This is a genomic window from Burkholderia sp. LMG 13014 (assembly GCF_905232215.1).
Taxonomy (GTDB): Bacteria; Pseudomonadota; Gammaproteobacteria; order Burkholderiales; family Burkholderiaceae; genus Burkholderia.
Window position 1 is genome coordinate 1 of sequence record NZ_CAJNKE010000127.1, and the last position, 13,004, is coordinate 13,004.

17 protein-coding genes and 3 pseudogenes are annotated in these 13,004 nt (G+C 58.3%); 10 read left to right on the top strand and 10 right to left on the bottom strand.

Going from position 1 to position 13,004, the window contains the following annotated elements; translation table 11 throughout:
• Window positions 1-142 (top strand): annotated as a pseudogene (locus tag JYJ84_RS15510) (Dyp-type peroxidase domain-containing protein); the annotation flags it as partial.
• Window positions 143-514: 372 nt separating this feature from the next.
• On the opposite strand, the gene JYJ84_RS15515 reads toward JYJ84_RS15510, so the two are convergent.
• A complete protein-coding gene (locus tag JYJ84_RS15515) occupies window positions 515-1,276 on the bottom strand; it encodes a GTP pyrophosphokinase family protein (RefSeq protein ID WP_175220877.1) in 762 nt (253 codons plus the stop codon).
• Window positions 1,277-1,286: 10 nt separating this feature from the next.
• A pseudogene (locus tag JYJ84_RS15520) lies at window positions 1,287-2,215 on the bottom strand (IS3 family transposase); the annotation flags it as partial.
• A gap of 345 nt (window positions 2,216-2,560) precedes the next feature.
• On the opposite strand from JYJ84_RS15520, the gene JYJ84_RS15530 reads away from it, so the two are divergent.
• The gene (locus tag JYJ84_RS15530) at window positions 2,561-2,863 is read left to right on the top strand and encodes a hypothetical protein (RefSeq protein WP_236027370.1); all 303 of its coding nucleotides are present in this window, start codon (window positions 2,561-2,563) and stop codon (window positions 2,861-2,863) included.
• 326 nt (window positions 2,864-3,189) lie between these two features.
• Here JYJ84_RS15530 and JYJ84_RS15535 read toward each other — a convergent pair.
• Together JYJ84_RS15535 and JYJ84_RS15540 are read right to left on the bottom strand one after the other, a co-directional pair.
• Window positions 3,190-3,417 (bottom strand): annotated as a pseudogene (locus tag JYJ84_RS15535) (DUF159 family protein); the annotation flags it as partial.
• 9 nt (window positions 3,418-3,426) lie between these two features.
• Window positions 3,427-3,969 (bottom strand): GNAT family N-acetyltransferase, encoded by a 543-nt coding sequence (locus tag JYJ84_RS15540; RefSeq protein ID WP_175220869.1) that lies wholly within the window; start codon window positions 3,967-3,969, stop codon window positions 3,427-3,429.
• Window positions 3,970-4,446: 477 nt separating this feature from the next.
• Between JYJ84_RS15540 and JYJ84_RS37820 the strand changes: the two genes are divergently transcribed.
• The gene (locus tag JYJ84_RS37820; RefSeq protein WP_236027371.1) at window positions 4,447-4,695 is read left to right on the top strand and encodes a hypothetical protein; all 249 of its coding nucleotides are present in this window, start codon (window positions 4,447-4,449) and stop codon (window positions 4,693-4,695) included.
• A gap of 117 nt (window positions 4,696-4,812) precedes the next feature.
• Entirely contained in the window at window positions 4,813-4,980 is a 168-nt protein-coding gene (locus JYJ84_RS15550; protein WP_175220867.1) for a hypothetical protein, read from the top strand.
• A gap of 626 nt (window positions 4,981-5,606) precedes the next feature.
• Here JYJ84_RS15550 and JYJ84_RS15555 read toward each other — a convergent pair.
• Window positions 5,607-6,521 carry a LysR family transcriptional regulator gene (locus JYJ84_RS15555; protein WP_175220865.1) on the bottom strand — a complete coding sequence of 305 codons (915 nt, stop codon included), beginning with the start codon at window positions 6,519-6,521 and terminating at the stop codon, window positions 5,607-5,609.
• A gap of 181 nt (window positions 6,522-6,702) precedes the next feature.
• Here JYJ84_RS15555 and JYJ84_RS15560 point away from each other — a divergent pair, with 181 nt between their 5' ends.
• Window positions 6,703-7,137: a nuclear transport factor 2 family protein gene (locus tag JYJ84_RS15560; protein WP_175220863.1), complete on the top strand. Its 435-nt coding sequence runs from the start codon at window positions 6,703-6,705 to the stop codon at window positions 7,135-7,137.
• Window positions 7,138-7,356: 219 nt separating this feature from the next.
• On the opposite strand, the gene JYJ84_RS15565 is transcribed toward JYJ84_RS15560, so the two are convergent.
• Together JYJ84_RS15565 and JYJ84_RS15570 are read right to left on the bottom strand one after the other, a co-directional pair.
• Window positions 7,357-7,782, bottom strand: a complete 426-nt coding sequence (locus JYJ84_RS15565) for a hypothetical protein (RefSeq protein WP_175044551.1) — start codon at window positions 7,780-7,782, stop codon at window positions 7,357-7,359.
• 44 nt (window positions 7,783-7,826) lie between these two features.
• Complete coding sequence (locus tag JYJ84_RS15570; RefSeq protein WP_236027372.1) at window positions 7,827-8,201, bottom strand: hypothetical protein; 375 nt, start codon at window positions 8,199-8,201, stop codon at window positions 7,827-7,829.
• A gap of 756 nt (window positions 8,202-8,957) precedes the next feature.
• Between JYJ84_RS15570 and JYJ84_RS15575 the strand changes: the two genes are divergently transcribed.
• The 5 genes from JYJ84_RS15575 (at window position 8,958) to JYJ84_RS15595 (ending at window position 11,000) form a co-directional block, all read left to right on the top strand.
• A complete protein-coding gene (locus JYJ84_RS15575; protein ID WP_175220861.1) occupies window positions 8,958-9,140 on the top strand; it encodes a hypothetical protein in 183 nt (60 codons plus the stop codon).
• Between the two features lie 28 nt (window positions 9,141-9,168).
• A complete protein-coding gene (locus tag JYJ84_RS15580) occupies window positions 9,169-9,393 on the top strand; it encodes a hypothetical protein (RefSeq protein WP_175220859.1) in 225 nt (74 codons plus the stop codon).
• Window positions 9,394-9,617: 224 nt separating this feature from the next.
• Complete coding sequence (locus tag JYJ84_RS15585; protein ID WP_175220856.1) at window positions 9,618-10,412, top strand: DNA adenine methylase; 795 nt, start codon at window positions 9,618-9,620, stop codon at window positions 10,410-10,412.
• Between the two features lie 91 nt (window positions 10,413-10,503).
• Window positions 10,504-10,797 carry a hypothetical protein gene (locus tag JYJ84_RS15590; protein ID WP_175220854.1) on the top strand — a complete coding sequence of 98 codons (294 nt, stop codon included), beginning with the start codon at window positions 10,504-10,506 and terminating at the stop codon, window positions 10,795-10,797.
• Between the two features lie 26 nt (window positions 10,798-10,823).
• Window positions 10,824-11,000: a hypothetical protein gene (locus tag JYJ84_RS15595; protein ID WP_175220852.1), complete on the top strand. Its 177-nt coding sequence runs from the start codon at window positions 10,824-10,826 to the stop codon at window positions 10,998-11,000.
• Window positions 11,001-11,465: 465 nt separating this feature from the next.
• Here the strand turns inward: JYJ84_RS15595 and JYJ84_RS15600 are convergent, their stop codons facing one another.
• The 3 genes from JYJ84_RS15600 to JYJ84_RS15610 all read right to left on the bottom strand — a co-directional run.
• Complete coding sequence (locus tag JYJ84_RS15600; protein WP_175220850.1) at window positions 11,466-11,894, bottom strand: MarR family winged helix-turn-helix transcriptional regulator; 429 nt, start codon at window positions 11,892-11,894, stop codon at window positions 11,466-11,468.
• A complete protein-coding gene (locus JYJ84_RS15605) occupies window positions 11,887-12,309 on the bottom strand; it encodes an SRPBCC family protein (RefSeq protein WP_175220848.1) in 423 nt (140 codons plus the stop codon). The genes JYJ84_RS15600 and JYJ84_RS15605 overlap by 8 nt, the downstream gene beginning before the upstream one ends.
• 185 nt (window positions 12,310-12,494) lie before the next feature.
• Window positions 12,495-13,004, bottom strand: a 510-nt coding sequence (locus JYJ84_RS15610; protein WP_205189270.1) for a transposase, incomplete at its 5' end; no start/stop codon positions are given.

Sequence of the window (13,004 nt, forward strand, 5' to 3'; positions counted from 1 at the left end):
GGGCTTCATTCCGATCAACGAGAAGCTCTCGAAGATGGACATCATGAACCAGTTCACCACGCACGTCGGCAGCGCGATCTTCGCGTGCCCGCCGGGCGCGCAACCGGGTTCGTACATCGGTGCCGCGCTGTTCGAGGCGTAACGACACGACAATTCAACGGACGAGTCAAAAAGCGGATGGTCCAAAGATGCTCTGCACAAACGGGAATCAAGGGTGCTTGATTGCTTGACAATGAGTGAAATGCCCCGCGGAGTCACTCCATCCGCCGAGAGCCAAGTATGCCAAAGCGTACCGACCAGCGTTTGCGGACGCCGGGTACGGCACTCGACTGGTCTGGAAGGCCGATTTCACTGTATGCAAGATCAGTTGACAGGCCGCGGACCCGCGATGCCATGCGGGCTTGAGCTTCCGTCAATGCTGTAGATGCGTACAGTGAGGCACGACGCGAAGGCAGAAAAACCCACACCGCATGTCAACTAAGGTCCATGTGCTTCCTGGCATCGCTTGCAGTTTCTAACGCGCAGCGATTCCAAGATCGGTAAGGACGATCCGCAAATCCGCGTTTTGACTTCCGAAGGGCCATTTATCCATCCGACTCCGATGATGCTTCTCAGCCAACCAATAAGCAAGAATGCAAATGGGGCGACTGAACAAACCCTCGTTTTCTGACCTGCGCCTAATCAAACCAGAGATAGCAGCGCTGCTGACGCGCTGCGAGATTTCGTCGCGATCCGCACTAGCAAGTAGGTCACGGAATGTATCAACCACTTCTAACGTATCCCGCTGATCCGTCTGTGACACATCCCGCCCAGATACGGCCCGGAACAGCGGAACCAGAAATTCGACCCACTGCTCACGCGCCGTATTGACTCGCGAAAGCTGCTCGATAGCCTCACAAAACAACTCATCCGCCGATTCAACGAACGCCATGCTTCGAGCAATAATTCGACGGGTTTGGGGCGGCACCACTCCGCCGGGCTTATACACGTTATCGTGCACCACCTCTGCATACGCATGTTGGAGGAGGGTTCGGATCTGGACTTCGCACGTGGTCCCACTTGGAACCAGCGTCCCATCTATATCCGAATCTCCGGAACAGCTTACGAGATAGTGCACTGACTGATAGTCAAAAACTTCGGGATCCTTATTAACTTCGAAATCGAAGTCGCGATCGCGACTGAAAGTCCATCCAGTGTACCCGGCAAGCGCATCCTCGACGAGACGCACATCTGTACGCAGCAGCACAACGACCCTAGCGCCGACTAGGTCCGTCATCTGGACCGTACTCTTCGTATTTGATGCTGCGCCAGACCCGCTCGACGAATACGTTGTCACGCCAGGCCCCTTTGCCGTCCATCGACAGCCGTACGCCACGGCCCAGCACGGCCTCAGTGAACGCGCCTGCCGTGAACTGGCTGCCCTGATCGGTGTTCACGATGTCCGGCAGCCCGTAGCGGGCAAATGCCTCTTCCATTGCCTCGACGGCGTGCGAGGCTTCCAGCGTGATGGTAACCCGATGCGCGAGAATCTTGCGGCTCGCCCAGTCCACCACGGCCGTCAGATAGACGAAGCCCCGCGCCATCGGAATGTACGTCGTGTCGAGCGCGAACACCTGGTTGGCGCGCTGGATCTTCATGCCGCGCAGCAGGTACGGCGAGATCTTGTGCTGCGCGTTGCGCCGGCTCGTGTTCGGCTTGCAATACAGCGCCTCGACACCCATGCGCTTCATCAGCGTGCGCACGCGGCGGCGACCCACTTCATGACTTTCCCGACGCAGCAGGCGCGCCAGCATCCGTGCCCCGGCAAATGGAAACTCCATGTGCAGTTCGTCGATGCGGCGCATCAGCAGTTGATCGGCTTGGCTGACCGGCTGAAGCTGGTAATACGCGCTCGATCTCGCGATGCCGACAAGTTTCGTCTGTCGCGAAACCGGCAGCGCATGCGCACGGTCGATCATCGCTTTACGCTCAGCAGTCCGGCCTTGCCGAGCGCTCCGGACAAAAAATCATTCTCCAGCGTCAACTGGCCGATCTTCGCATGCAGCGTCTTTACGTCCACGGGCGGCTCAGTTGACGGCGACCCAGCCGTACCGAACACATCGGCCGCACGCTCCTGCAACTGCCGCTTCCATTCCGTGATCTGATTCGGATGGACGTCGTATTGCTGCGCCAATTCGGCCAGCGTCCGCTCGCCCTTGACTGCGGCCAGCGCAATCTACGCTTTGAACGCCGCTGAGTGCGTCCGTCGGGTTCTCTTCGTCATTTCTCGGTTCCTTTGCCAGCATTATCGCTGGCTCAGGCCTCGGTAGTTCCACTTATCCGGCTGTCCGAATTTGCGCGACCACCTCTGGTCGGGCCGGCTCTCGCCGCGGACGAAATAAAGCGGTTGCCTGAACAGGGATACGCGTATGATGGGTTGACCCGAGCACCAATTGTAGATTCACCGCTCGCCCTCTCCCCAAGTCTGCGCCACACCCTGCCTGCGCACGACATTTGCCCCTTACACCACACTCGTCGCACCGTGCAGCAGCACGGTTCGAGATCGGCTCGCGCGTCCTCTTTGAGCGAGCTCAAGGGCTCTCGCGAAGCAGCAAGTCAAGATAAAAATCATCAGAAGGCGGCAAACATGAGCTGGTACTGCGAAGCGGAACGCGAATTACTGCATATTAGGCGAGCGATCGGACTACTCGAGCAAGCGCAACACGCCTTCATTAACAAATCGTCGGTGAACGACCCGGCGTACTGGAGGGTCAAGCTCAACAAGCTCCGCACGCAATCCATGCGAAACAAGGTCCTCGAAATCCAAGTGGACGAGCTTTTAGCCCGCCTCGCACTGATCCAGGATCCGCGCTGTCGCAAGTAGGAATCTACCCCTTCACTCTCACCTCCTTCCGGGTGCACGCGCATTCCAGGGGGCAGTCCGAAGGCGCCATCATCACCGGAGCAAGCCATGCGCCCCCCACGACGTAATCACGATCTTCGAGCGGTTGAATGCAGAAGGGCGGGCAGCGGTCGATCTAGACCACGCTTGTACTGGCTTCGCTGGTTGGCTGGCGGGCGTGTGGGATACATTAGGGGAAGAGGACATTGCGTTGCTGACATCTATCGGCGCGACGCTGTATCGCGAGGGCTACGGGCGGCGATACTAGGGACTGTTGGCTTTCGACGAACGCTTCACCTGTGCCCCGTTTACATTCCCGCTTGCGCCGGTTCGGTGACCATCTCGTCCGCTGGATAGAGCTGCAGCATCGCGCGCGCGGCTTCTACGTTCGACGTCGTCAGCCATTCCTCCCAGTCGTCCGGGGGCAGAATCACGACAGCACGCTTTTCATCGTCCGGCTTGTGCATGCGCGAAAAGATCGGGTGCCCCTCGCCGCTGACCGTGATCATGGACATCGTGTGATGCTCCGTACCGTCGCCGCCACACTACATCTTTCGCTCCTGGTCGAGCGCTGATTGGTTGGGTATTTGGTAAATCACGGACGTGTATTTCTGTGTCTCGCGCCGCTCCACGATGACACCGCCAAGAGATTCGGCGATGCGGCGGCTCGAATAGTTTTGTTCGGCTACCGGGTAAGTGAAGCTCTCGACGCCAAGCGCCAAGCTTGCCCACCTCGCAACAAGACCTACAGCTTCACGACCAAAGCGTTGCTTGTGAAAGTCTTCCCGAATCCAAATGCCCAGTTCCACGCTCGCGTTCCGAATACGATGGAGTCCGGCCAATCCAAGGAAATTCCCGTCATCCCGTTGACGGATTGCAAACACAAAGTCCGTCCCCTCGGCTATTGTCGGCAACCAACTCAGCCAGATGCGATCGAAGTCGTCTCTGTTGGCGGGTGGCTCCCACGACATGAAACGAGTTAGTGAAGGCGTAATGCAGCGAAAGCTAGCGTCAGCATCGTCAGCCGAGAACGGCCGAATCGAAAGCCGCTCTGATTCGATGTGGATTTCTTCCGAACGTAGCGGCATTTTTTCCCCGGTGTGTCTGCCTGTGTCGTCGGATTGTCGACGATCTACGTCTCTCTGTCGAATGTCTCTTACTGGCCGATTGCAGACAGTCGAGCCACCCTAAATTTTAGGGCGCAATCGCCCCTACAGCCCACCAAAACCGCTTGCTAAATCGCGGCGTTCATATATGTACACATCGCCCGTCCCCATTTTTCTGATCTTGACGAGGATAGCTTATCGCGAAATATACTGTGTTTTTATACAGGTGTGGCGACGTGATCAAGCCGCAGTGGGTGGGCTTACATCTGGGAGTACGGATTCGAAGGCGACGAGAATCGCCTGAGGACGCCTGTCGAGCTCACAAAACAAGAATTTGAATTCTGGATCGACGAGGACGAAAGGTCGACTTTCCTCGGCCCTTGCTGGCCAATCGAGGCAACAAGGATCGATCGCAATCGAGTACCGCTGACGGATCCGCGCTTCAAGATGAAGGCGGCAATGCCAGAGTTCGACGCACCAACAGACGCCGAGCTTCGCAACCTGTGGCGCGAGTACACCGATCTTCAGGTGCGCTGGCTTATCCTCGAGATCCGCGCGCTTCGCAAATCGCTTGAGAGAATCGAGGAATGGTACGTCTATACAGACAAGAACGTAACCAACAAAGGCGATCTGGCCGGCGCGCAGGGGCAGTTGCATCGACTGATGCACCTCTTGCGGGAGGAGATGCGACGCGCCCGCATGCGCTAACGTGCAGATGCCGTCTGGGCGTCGTAGTCTGCCGCTGAACACAGGAATCGTCTATTGCAATGAGTGGTCACCCGAAGCTGGAAACCGGAAGCAACCAGAAATATAATAGAAAGCTATTTGAACGACAACGAAAGCTTTCGGGGCGGTATGAACATCAACAAAATCGAGGCGACCCACGATTCGGGCGCCGTGCGGTTCGAAACTTTCTGCGACCCGATGGGGGCCGAATCGATTGAATTCGCCTATTACGTCTACCGTAATGCCGAGAAGATTCACGTCGAGTGATACAAAGAGAACCCGGTATTCGAGTACGGCCACAACGGAGTGAACGGCTTTTACCACGCAGGTGATTTCGTCAAAGACAAGACCGGCGCGATGGTTCAGAAAAGCTCGAATCCTCTTTTTCTCAACCCGCAAGTTTTGGCCGGCGGCATTTCGGAAGAACCAGCATCGAGCCAAGCGCTGCTATTCAAAAGCGGCGAATGGGAAATCCCCACACTGTATTATCCGCACGCCGAGAATCGCCTCTTTGTGTTGGTGCCCTCGGCCGTCAACCGTACTACGCACACACTGCCTTCGTTCCATCGCTTCTCGTGGCCGCGCGCGGGCTGTTCCCCGGCAAGGTGTTGTGCTTCTCAGACCCGACGCTTGACCTGCACAGCAAGCTCGAACTCGGTTGGTGCGTCGGCACGAGCGAGTCGAATCTAACCGACGTGCTGGCTACGTTCATCCTCGACACTGCGCGATCGCTCGGTGTTCGGCTCGACTGATTGAGGATCGCGTGCTCCCCACGGGAACGAGGTGAACGGCCGCTTTGGAGTAGATCGACCGGCTGCTTCGGGTCGGCAACCGCCGGCCACCACCGGCGGTTAGCGGCCAGGAACGGCCGGCTGCAAAGCGGTATTCCGATGTTAGGCAGCGACGTTCACGTGCTTGGTCGAAGCAAACAGATCCCTCGACCACGACGCGAACGCCTTTACTTTCGCGGAGAGCATCCGGTTCTCAGGGTAAAGAAGGTTGACGGGAACACCTTCACTCGTGTAGTCCGTGAGGATCCTTGTCAGACGGCCTGTAGCGAGATGCTCCTCCAGAATATAGAGGGGCAACTGGACGATGCCGAGTCCTGAGAGGGCGCCGGTGAGCGATGATTCTATGTCGTTATATGCGGCAACGTGTCGGCCTTTCACGTTTGTCCGGACGCCGTTCTTCGTGAAATTGAATTCGAAGAAGCGCCGATTCTTCGGGGAAAACAACCGGCAGACCAGATGATTTTCCATTTCCATGGGTGTAGCTGGCGTACCGTATTTCTCCAGATAGGCTGGTGATGCACAGGTCGCGATATCGAAGACGCCGAGCGCTCGCGCGACGAGTCCTTCGTCATGAATGAGATTGCCGCGAATCACACAGTCGATGCCTTCCCCGACAAGATCGACGGGGCGATCGGTACACCCCACTTCCAGAACGATGCCTGGGTAACGCTCAATAAACGATCCGAGTGCCGGGATGACGATGCGGTGGCCAATCGCAGGAGGCATGTCTATGCGAAGCCGGCCCTTCGGTTCGACCTTGGACGTTGTTACTGCGGCTTCTGCTTCATCTAGGTCAGACAACAGCGATACAACCCGCTCATAGTAAATGCCTCCCTCGGGCGTTGCCGTCACTCTTCTCGTCGTCCGGTTTAGCAAGCGCACACCCAGCCCGCGCTCCAATGCGCTGATCTGGGCGGAAACCGTGGTCTTCTGTAGATTGAGCGAGTTTGCTGCCCGGGTAAAACTTCCTAACTCGACGACCCGGGCAAAGGCACGCATGCTGTCGAATCTGTCCATCGTGAGTCCTCGCGCCCAAGTGTCTGATTGTGCAATTGTATTGCACAATCCGTGTTGAGAAACACCATTTATCCGTCGATGTTGCACGCGTACCATGGTCACGACGTTACGCAGCCGGGTATGACGCGAACAGCGCAAGCGTACCCTGGTGACCTGCGTGCGATGACACCGGAGATTCAAAATGGCATTTGATTTAGAGGCGGCGGAGCAGATTCGGCAGCAAAAGGCTAAATACTGTCGTTATGTGGACACAAAGCAATTCGATGCTTGGGAGGGTATCTTCAAGCCCGACGCAAAGATCACTTTCTACAATCTCGATAACTCGGTGATGGCTGAGTTCAATTCGATCGCCGAGCTGTCGGCAATGTCTCGCAGATTGTTCGCCAATGCGCAGACGATTCATCAGACGCACAATTCCGAGATCGAGTTCAAATCCGCTACCGAAGCAACGGCAATCTGGTCCATGGAGGACTGGCACATCTATGCGGCGAAAGATGGCAACCCGTCGAAGACGATGCATGGATATGGCTTTTACCACGAGAAGTGGGAACGGATAAATAATGACTGGAGGCTCGCCCGCCTGGAGCTTCGTCGCAACATCCTCACGCACACCTAAGTTTCCGGAAAGCGATGCTAGGTAATGCAATCTCGCTTGGGTCAGCAGATTGCGCTCACTCCTGTGGCGCACCAATATCCGGCGCAAGAAAGCAAAAAGCCCGCTGCGAGCGGGCTTTTTTTGCGTGCTGCTTTCCGTTTCTCCACTGTCCGTAACGGGTCGATCGCTGCCCTTGATGATCGGACATCGACAAAGAGATCAGGTCTAGCCCCGCACATTTTATGCCGGTTGCGGCTCCTTCAACAGACCGCGTGTCATCAAACGCGGATACAACGCTTCCTTCACGGCCTGATAGCTTGCATGCGCGTCTGACAGATCAAGACCGCGCGGATTGCTCCAGACTTTTGCGCCGCATGCGTTGTTCATCGCACCGATTCGCTTCGCCTTCATATGTCGCTGGATTGCGGCGCGCTCCTGCCACGTCAGAGCATCAACGCAAACGTCGACCTGTTCCGCACGCTTCTTCGCCGCCTTCCGGTCTGCCTCCTCCGAGCGCTCGTCGGCCGTGGCCGTCCGTTCGTCTTCGGAGAAGCCACGGCACGACGGATCGACGCGCCCATAGCCAAGACTCGGCACATACCCGGCCTGCCAGTCGTACCATTCGCTGAGCAGTTCTTCGATCTGGTTGCTTTCGTCGATCGTCATGTTGTTCCTGTTTTCGGTTTGCTTGAGAGGCCGGTGATTCGTCGTTACATGACGACCGCGAAGTTGATGCCGTGGTGCGTCAGCCAGTCGCCGATCGCATGGCGCATCGTCCGGTTGCGCGGCCACGGAAACGCGATCTGCGTGCCGTGTTCCGTCTCCGTGATCTCGCCGCTGAACGGGCATTCGTCGAAAGCGATGAGATCCGCCTCGGTCACCCCGTCGCGATGACGAATTGCAGATACGAGCAGCCGCTCGGGCACGTCGCTGTACAAGATGCATGCGGCGGCACTCATTCCCCGTCCCTCAAATCCAACACGTGTGCACCGCTCGCAAGGAAGCGCCCCAGCACCGGAGATTTCTGGTTGCGGTAAAGCAAGCGACAGGCCGGCGCGATCTGCGTCGTGAGTCAGGACGGTCATAGCGGAAAACCGCTGTGTGCCGAGCGAACCTGATGCAAGACCGCCAGCAACACGTGTCCGATGGCGTAGTAATCGGCACGAACCTCGCGCGGCCCGGAGCCGGCACGGCCGGGAGTAGTCGGGCGCGCGAGTGATGCAACAACGTTCAGTAAGGGCGCCTCAAGCCGGCGCGGCGGCTCTAAATAGCCCGTAAATGCATACGGTCTCCGTTGATGGAATGGAGGCACCATCCCTGAACGCTGTTGCAATCCAAGCTATCAAGAGCGCGCATTCGGACGCGGATCCTCTGCACCACTCAACCGACCTGCAGCGCAAACAGGACGTCGAGTGCGCGCCCTTGAGAGTTTCGAAATTGCGCCCGGGTAGATGGACAGCACACTCCATCGGTGAGCGCGACTCGTCCGCCCCGCGAGTGATAAAGGAAGTGGGCCCGTCACCTCAGAAAGCGGGTTTGGCAAGCCGACGGAAGGTCGAGAGAACGGGCGGGATGCCACCGTCGCCGGATACGTAACCGGCCATCGACCGCGTTGATCGAATCGCATTGACCTTCAGTGCCATTCCTTGAGCGCGGTCAGGCCGCCAGAAATCTAGTCGGCCTCAATATATTTCGTACGACTACTCTATTACCACATTACTTGTTGGTGTCGGTCTCGGTGTTTTCGCTTCGGCCCTGCTCCTCGTCGTCGTGTTTGATCTTCGGCAAGGGCCACGCCGACAGCGGAAGCAGTGACCAACGCAACACGAAGGGGAACGACCGTGAACCACCAGAAGCCGCAGATCAAGTCGACCCGCAAGCAGACCCTGCGCCGCGAATTCGTGTGCTGCATCAGGGAATCTCGTGCTGCGATCCGTTACGGCGAAGCGGACTATGCGCAGGAATGGCAAGACATGGCTGCGCGCCGCCTGTCGCAACTCGGCGGCCTTGCGGCTCGCTGGTAACGACCGCTCCCGCTACAGGAGAAAGACCATGGCAATCACTATCGAATTCGAAGATCGCGGGCAAGACTTCCTTGCATGGACGATCGACGAGAACGGCGTCGTGATCGAGTGCAAACCGTTTCAGGCATGGCTGTGGAAAGGTCGACAGCTAGTCGATCACGCAAACCTGAAGCGCGGCGACGTTGTGCACTTCCTCGACAACGACAACCACATGCGGCCGATGAAGTACCGCGTTGCGCGCGTCACGCGCTGACCAACCGCTCCCGTTGCACGAGAGAGATCGGAAGCGAATCGTGCCGAGTCTATAGAGCTAGTCGCGATCGAGCAGTAGCAGTAGGAAAGGACGCGGTGACGTGCCTGGTGTTAGCGCACCAGGCACGTCCCGCACCCGCAGTGCGCACTGCGAATCCAGCAAGGCCACGTCACCCCTGCCGAGGCGGACGAAGGCTACCACGGATGGACTCACTTGGCCAATAGATGCAACCAACACCAATCATTCCTTGGCTCGGCGGCAAACGCCGCCTTGCCGACAAGCTGATCCCGCTTTTCCCTCCGCACGATTGCTATGTCGAAGCGTTCTGCGGTGGCGCCGCACTCTACTTTCTGCGACCGGTGCCGGCCCCCGTCGAGGTCATCAACGACGTCAACGGTGAACTGGTCAACCTCTACCGCGTTGTGCAAAACCATCTGGAGGAATTCGTCCGCCAGTTCAAATGGGCAATCAGCAGCCGGCAGGTATTCAAGTGGCAGCAGATCACGCGGCCCGAGACCCTGACCGACATTCAGCGGGCGGCCCGTTTTTTCTACCTTCAGCATCACGCGATTGGCGGGAAGGTCTCGGGACAGACTTTCGGAACCGCCACGACCGCACCATCGGTCAACCTGCTGCGGATCGAAGAGCAGCTTTCAGCGGCGCACCTACGCCTAGCAGGTACGCACGTCGAAAACCTTCCCTGGAGGGAGTGCGTCGAGCGGTATGACCGACCGCACACGTTCATCTACCTCGATCCGCCGTACTGGCAAACCGAGGGATACGGCGTCCCATTCGGCTTTGAAGAATACGAGGCAATGGCAGCGCTGATGCGCGAAGCTCGCGGCAAGGTCATGGTCTCGATCAACGAACACCCGGACATTCGCCGCGCCTTCGATGGTTTCCACATGCTCGAGCTCGACATTCGCTATTCCGTTGCCAATCGCAACGGTCGGCCGGACACAAGCGGCGAGCTGGTGATCACGAACTGGACGCCCGGGGTGATGGATGGCCTGTTCTAGCCCGCCTGCAGCGTTCGAACATGTGGCCTTTCTAGCCCGCGATGCACTCACCGAAACCGGCCTCGGCTGACCATCTCTTGAGGAACCCACGATGACAACCGTCACCAAGGAACAGATTTACGACGAGCAAATCTCGCCGCTCATGACGCAGATCATCGCGATCTGCAAGGAACACAATATTCCGATTCTCGCGTCGTTCTTCACGCCTGGCGAAGACGATCCCGAACTCGCGGTTACGACCGCTCTGCTCGGCAACGGGTTCGAGGCACCGGTCAATTTCAGCAATGCGCTACGCGTGCTTCGGCCCGAACTGTTTGCTGGGACGCTGCTGATGCTTCGACTCGATCACGGCAACGGCAGCAAGACGCTGACCGCCATCCTGTAACTGAAGGCAACCACCTGGAGAAAAACATGGCGAGTTTCAAATACGCAATCGGCAGTGACGTAACGATCGCTGCGAGCGGCGAAAACGGAGAAGTCGTCGGCCGCGCTGAATATGCAGCCAGCGAAAACAGCTACCTCGTTCGCTACCGGTCCGCGGATGGTCGCGCGATGGAATGCTGGTGGAGCGAAAGCGCGCTCGCGTAACAGGTCGAAAGGACGGGCGGCGATGCAGCACAGGCGCCCGGTTCTCTGCGCGTTAGGCGCGCAATGATGAGACCAAACAAGAATTTCGAGGGACCTATGAACAGCCTACAACCCGCATTTCCGCAAAACAAGCGATCGTCTGTAATGCGTGCGCCGAGCGACAACTCCCTACTCGCCTCCTGCGATGAGCTGTATGGGTATGTCGCGAAGGGTAGCGCGGTCGCAACGGCATGCGGCGTCGCTGTCGGTTGCGTCTGGTTCCTCTGTGTTGCGTACCGTGCGGGGGTTCTTACGTGGCCCTGGTGAAAATCTGTCTCGGCGCGCTCGCGGCCGTCATCGTATTCCTCTGCCTGCAATCTATTCTGCAACAAGACTCCGTTCGCATCCAACGTAAGCGCTCAAGCAGCACCGTAGCTCAAGTTGTGGACGGCACGAATGCACGATGCTATCGGATGGGGGCAAGATTCATCGACTTAGCGTGCCTAGAACGCTCATCAGCACTTGTTGGTCCACGGCCTTAAAGAAGGCACGATCCGCAGCTTCAACGACCTTCACTGCGCGGACGGCGAGGTCCGCACCGTCTGGCGTTACGTCAACGATCTGAGCTCGCGAGTCAGAAGGGTCGGGCGTTCGAGTCAACAGTTTTCGTTCGGCAAGTGCGCGGAGAACCTGTGAGGTCATCATCGGGTCCGTATTGGCGTGCTCGGCGATACGGCGTTGACTCGGGGTCTCCTCGGCGACGCACGTTAGCCACCAAGTACTGGCCAGCAAGACGAACTGCACATGGGTCAGCCCCAACGGTTTCAGTGCAGCAGTGATGCGACGCTGCCAACTCAGCGTCGCGCGCCACAGAAGCAGACCCGGGCTTTCGCCGGGTTCTAGAGATTTACTCACCGAGCAGCTCTGCCCGAGCGCCGAGGGCAGAAATCACATCGGCGAAGTCGGAAGTGATTGCTGCGCCCAGTTCTTCAGTTACCTGCTCGGGCCCATCGATTTCACAGCGATACGTAATCCGAGTCCCCCGTTCCGTTGGCGACAGTTCGTGCCGAACGCGAACAACCGCACCAGCGTCCGGTAACTCAGTGACGTCCTCGAAGCCTCTGTCGGCTTCAACCCACGCGAAGCGGAACGGCAACGTCGTCGAGTCAGGTAGAACCATCACTGCCGTCGTACCGGATTGGAATGAGCCGTGCATCTCAATTCTAAGGACACCAGGATTCCACTCCGACCACCTCTGCGGCTCGGCCAAGATGCTATAGACCTGCGCCGGCGTTGCCGCGCACTCACCTGCGACCTCAATTGACCACATGTCAGTCCCTCTCAATAAATTATATGCGCGCATATTATCACGGCGTAGATCCGAGCGCGGAGCCAAATCCTTGTGTTGGCACGTAGCCGGCGTCGTAGGGCAGGTTGTCCGCGATCCCGGTTGTCTTCCAGTAAGCGCTTGAGCAGTACCGTAGTTCAGGTTGTTGACGGACGAGATCCGCGACGCTATCGGATGGGTTCCATGCGAGCGGTAGACGGCAGCGACAGCGCCACGTTCCACGGCAGCAGTTCGTCGATTCGGTTGGCCGGATGGTCGGCAATGCGCTCGAGCACGTAGGCAAGGTACGCCTCGGGATCGAGGCCGTTCAAGCGCGCCGTGCCGATCAGGTTGTACATCGCAGCCGCGCGTTCGCCGCCGGTGTCGGCGCCGACGAACAAGTAGTTGCGCCTCCCGATCGCGACGCCACGCAGCGCTCGTTCAGCGATCAGGTTGTCGATCTCTGCGCGCCCGTCGCTGCAGTAGCAGATCAGCGACGGCCAGCGGTTCAGCGCATACTGGATAGCCTTGGTCGTGTCCGACTTCGCGGAGAGCTTGGTAAGTGCCGCGTCGAACCACCGCTTCATGTCGTCGAGCAGCGGCACCGCTCGCGCCTGGCGCATGCTGTGCCGTTCGTCGGGTGGCTTGCCGCGGATCAGCTCTTCGATCTCGTAGAGCGCACCGATCCGACGCAGCGC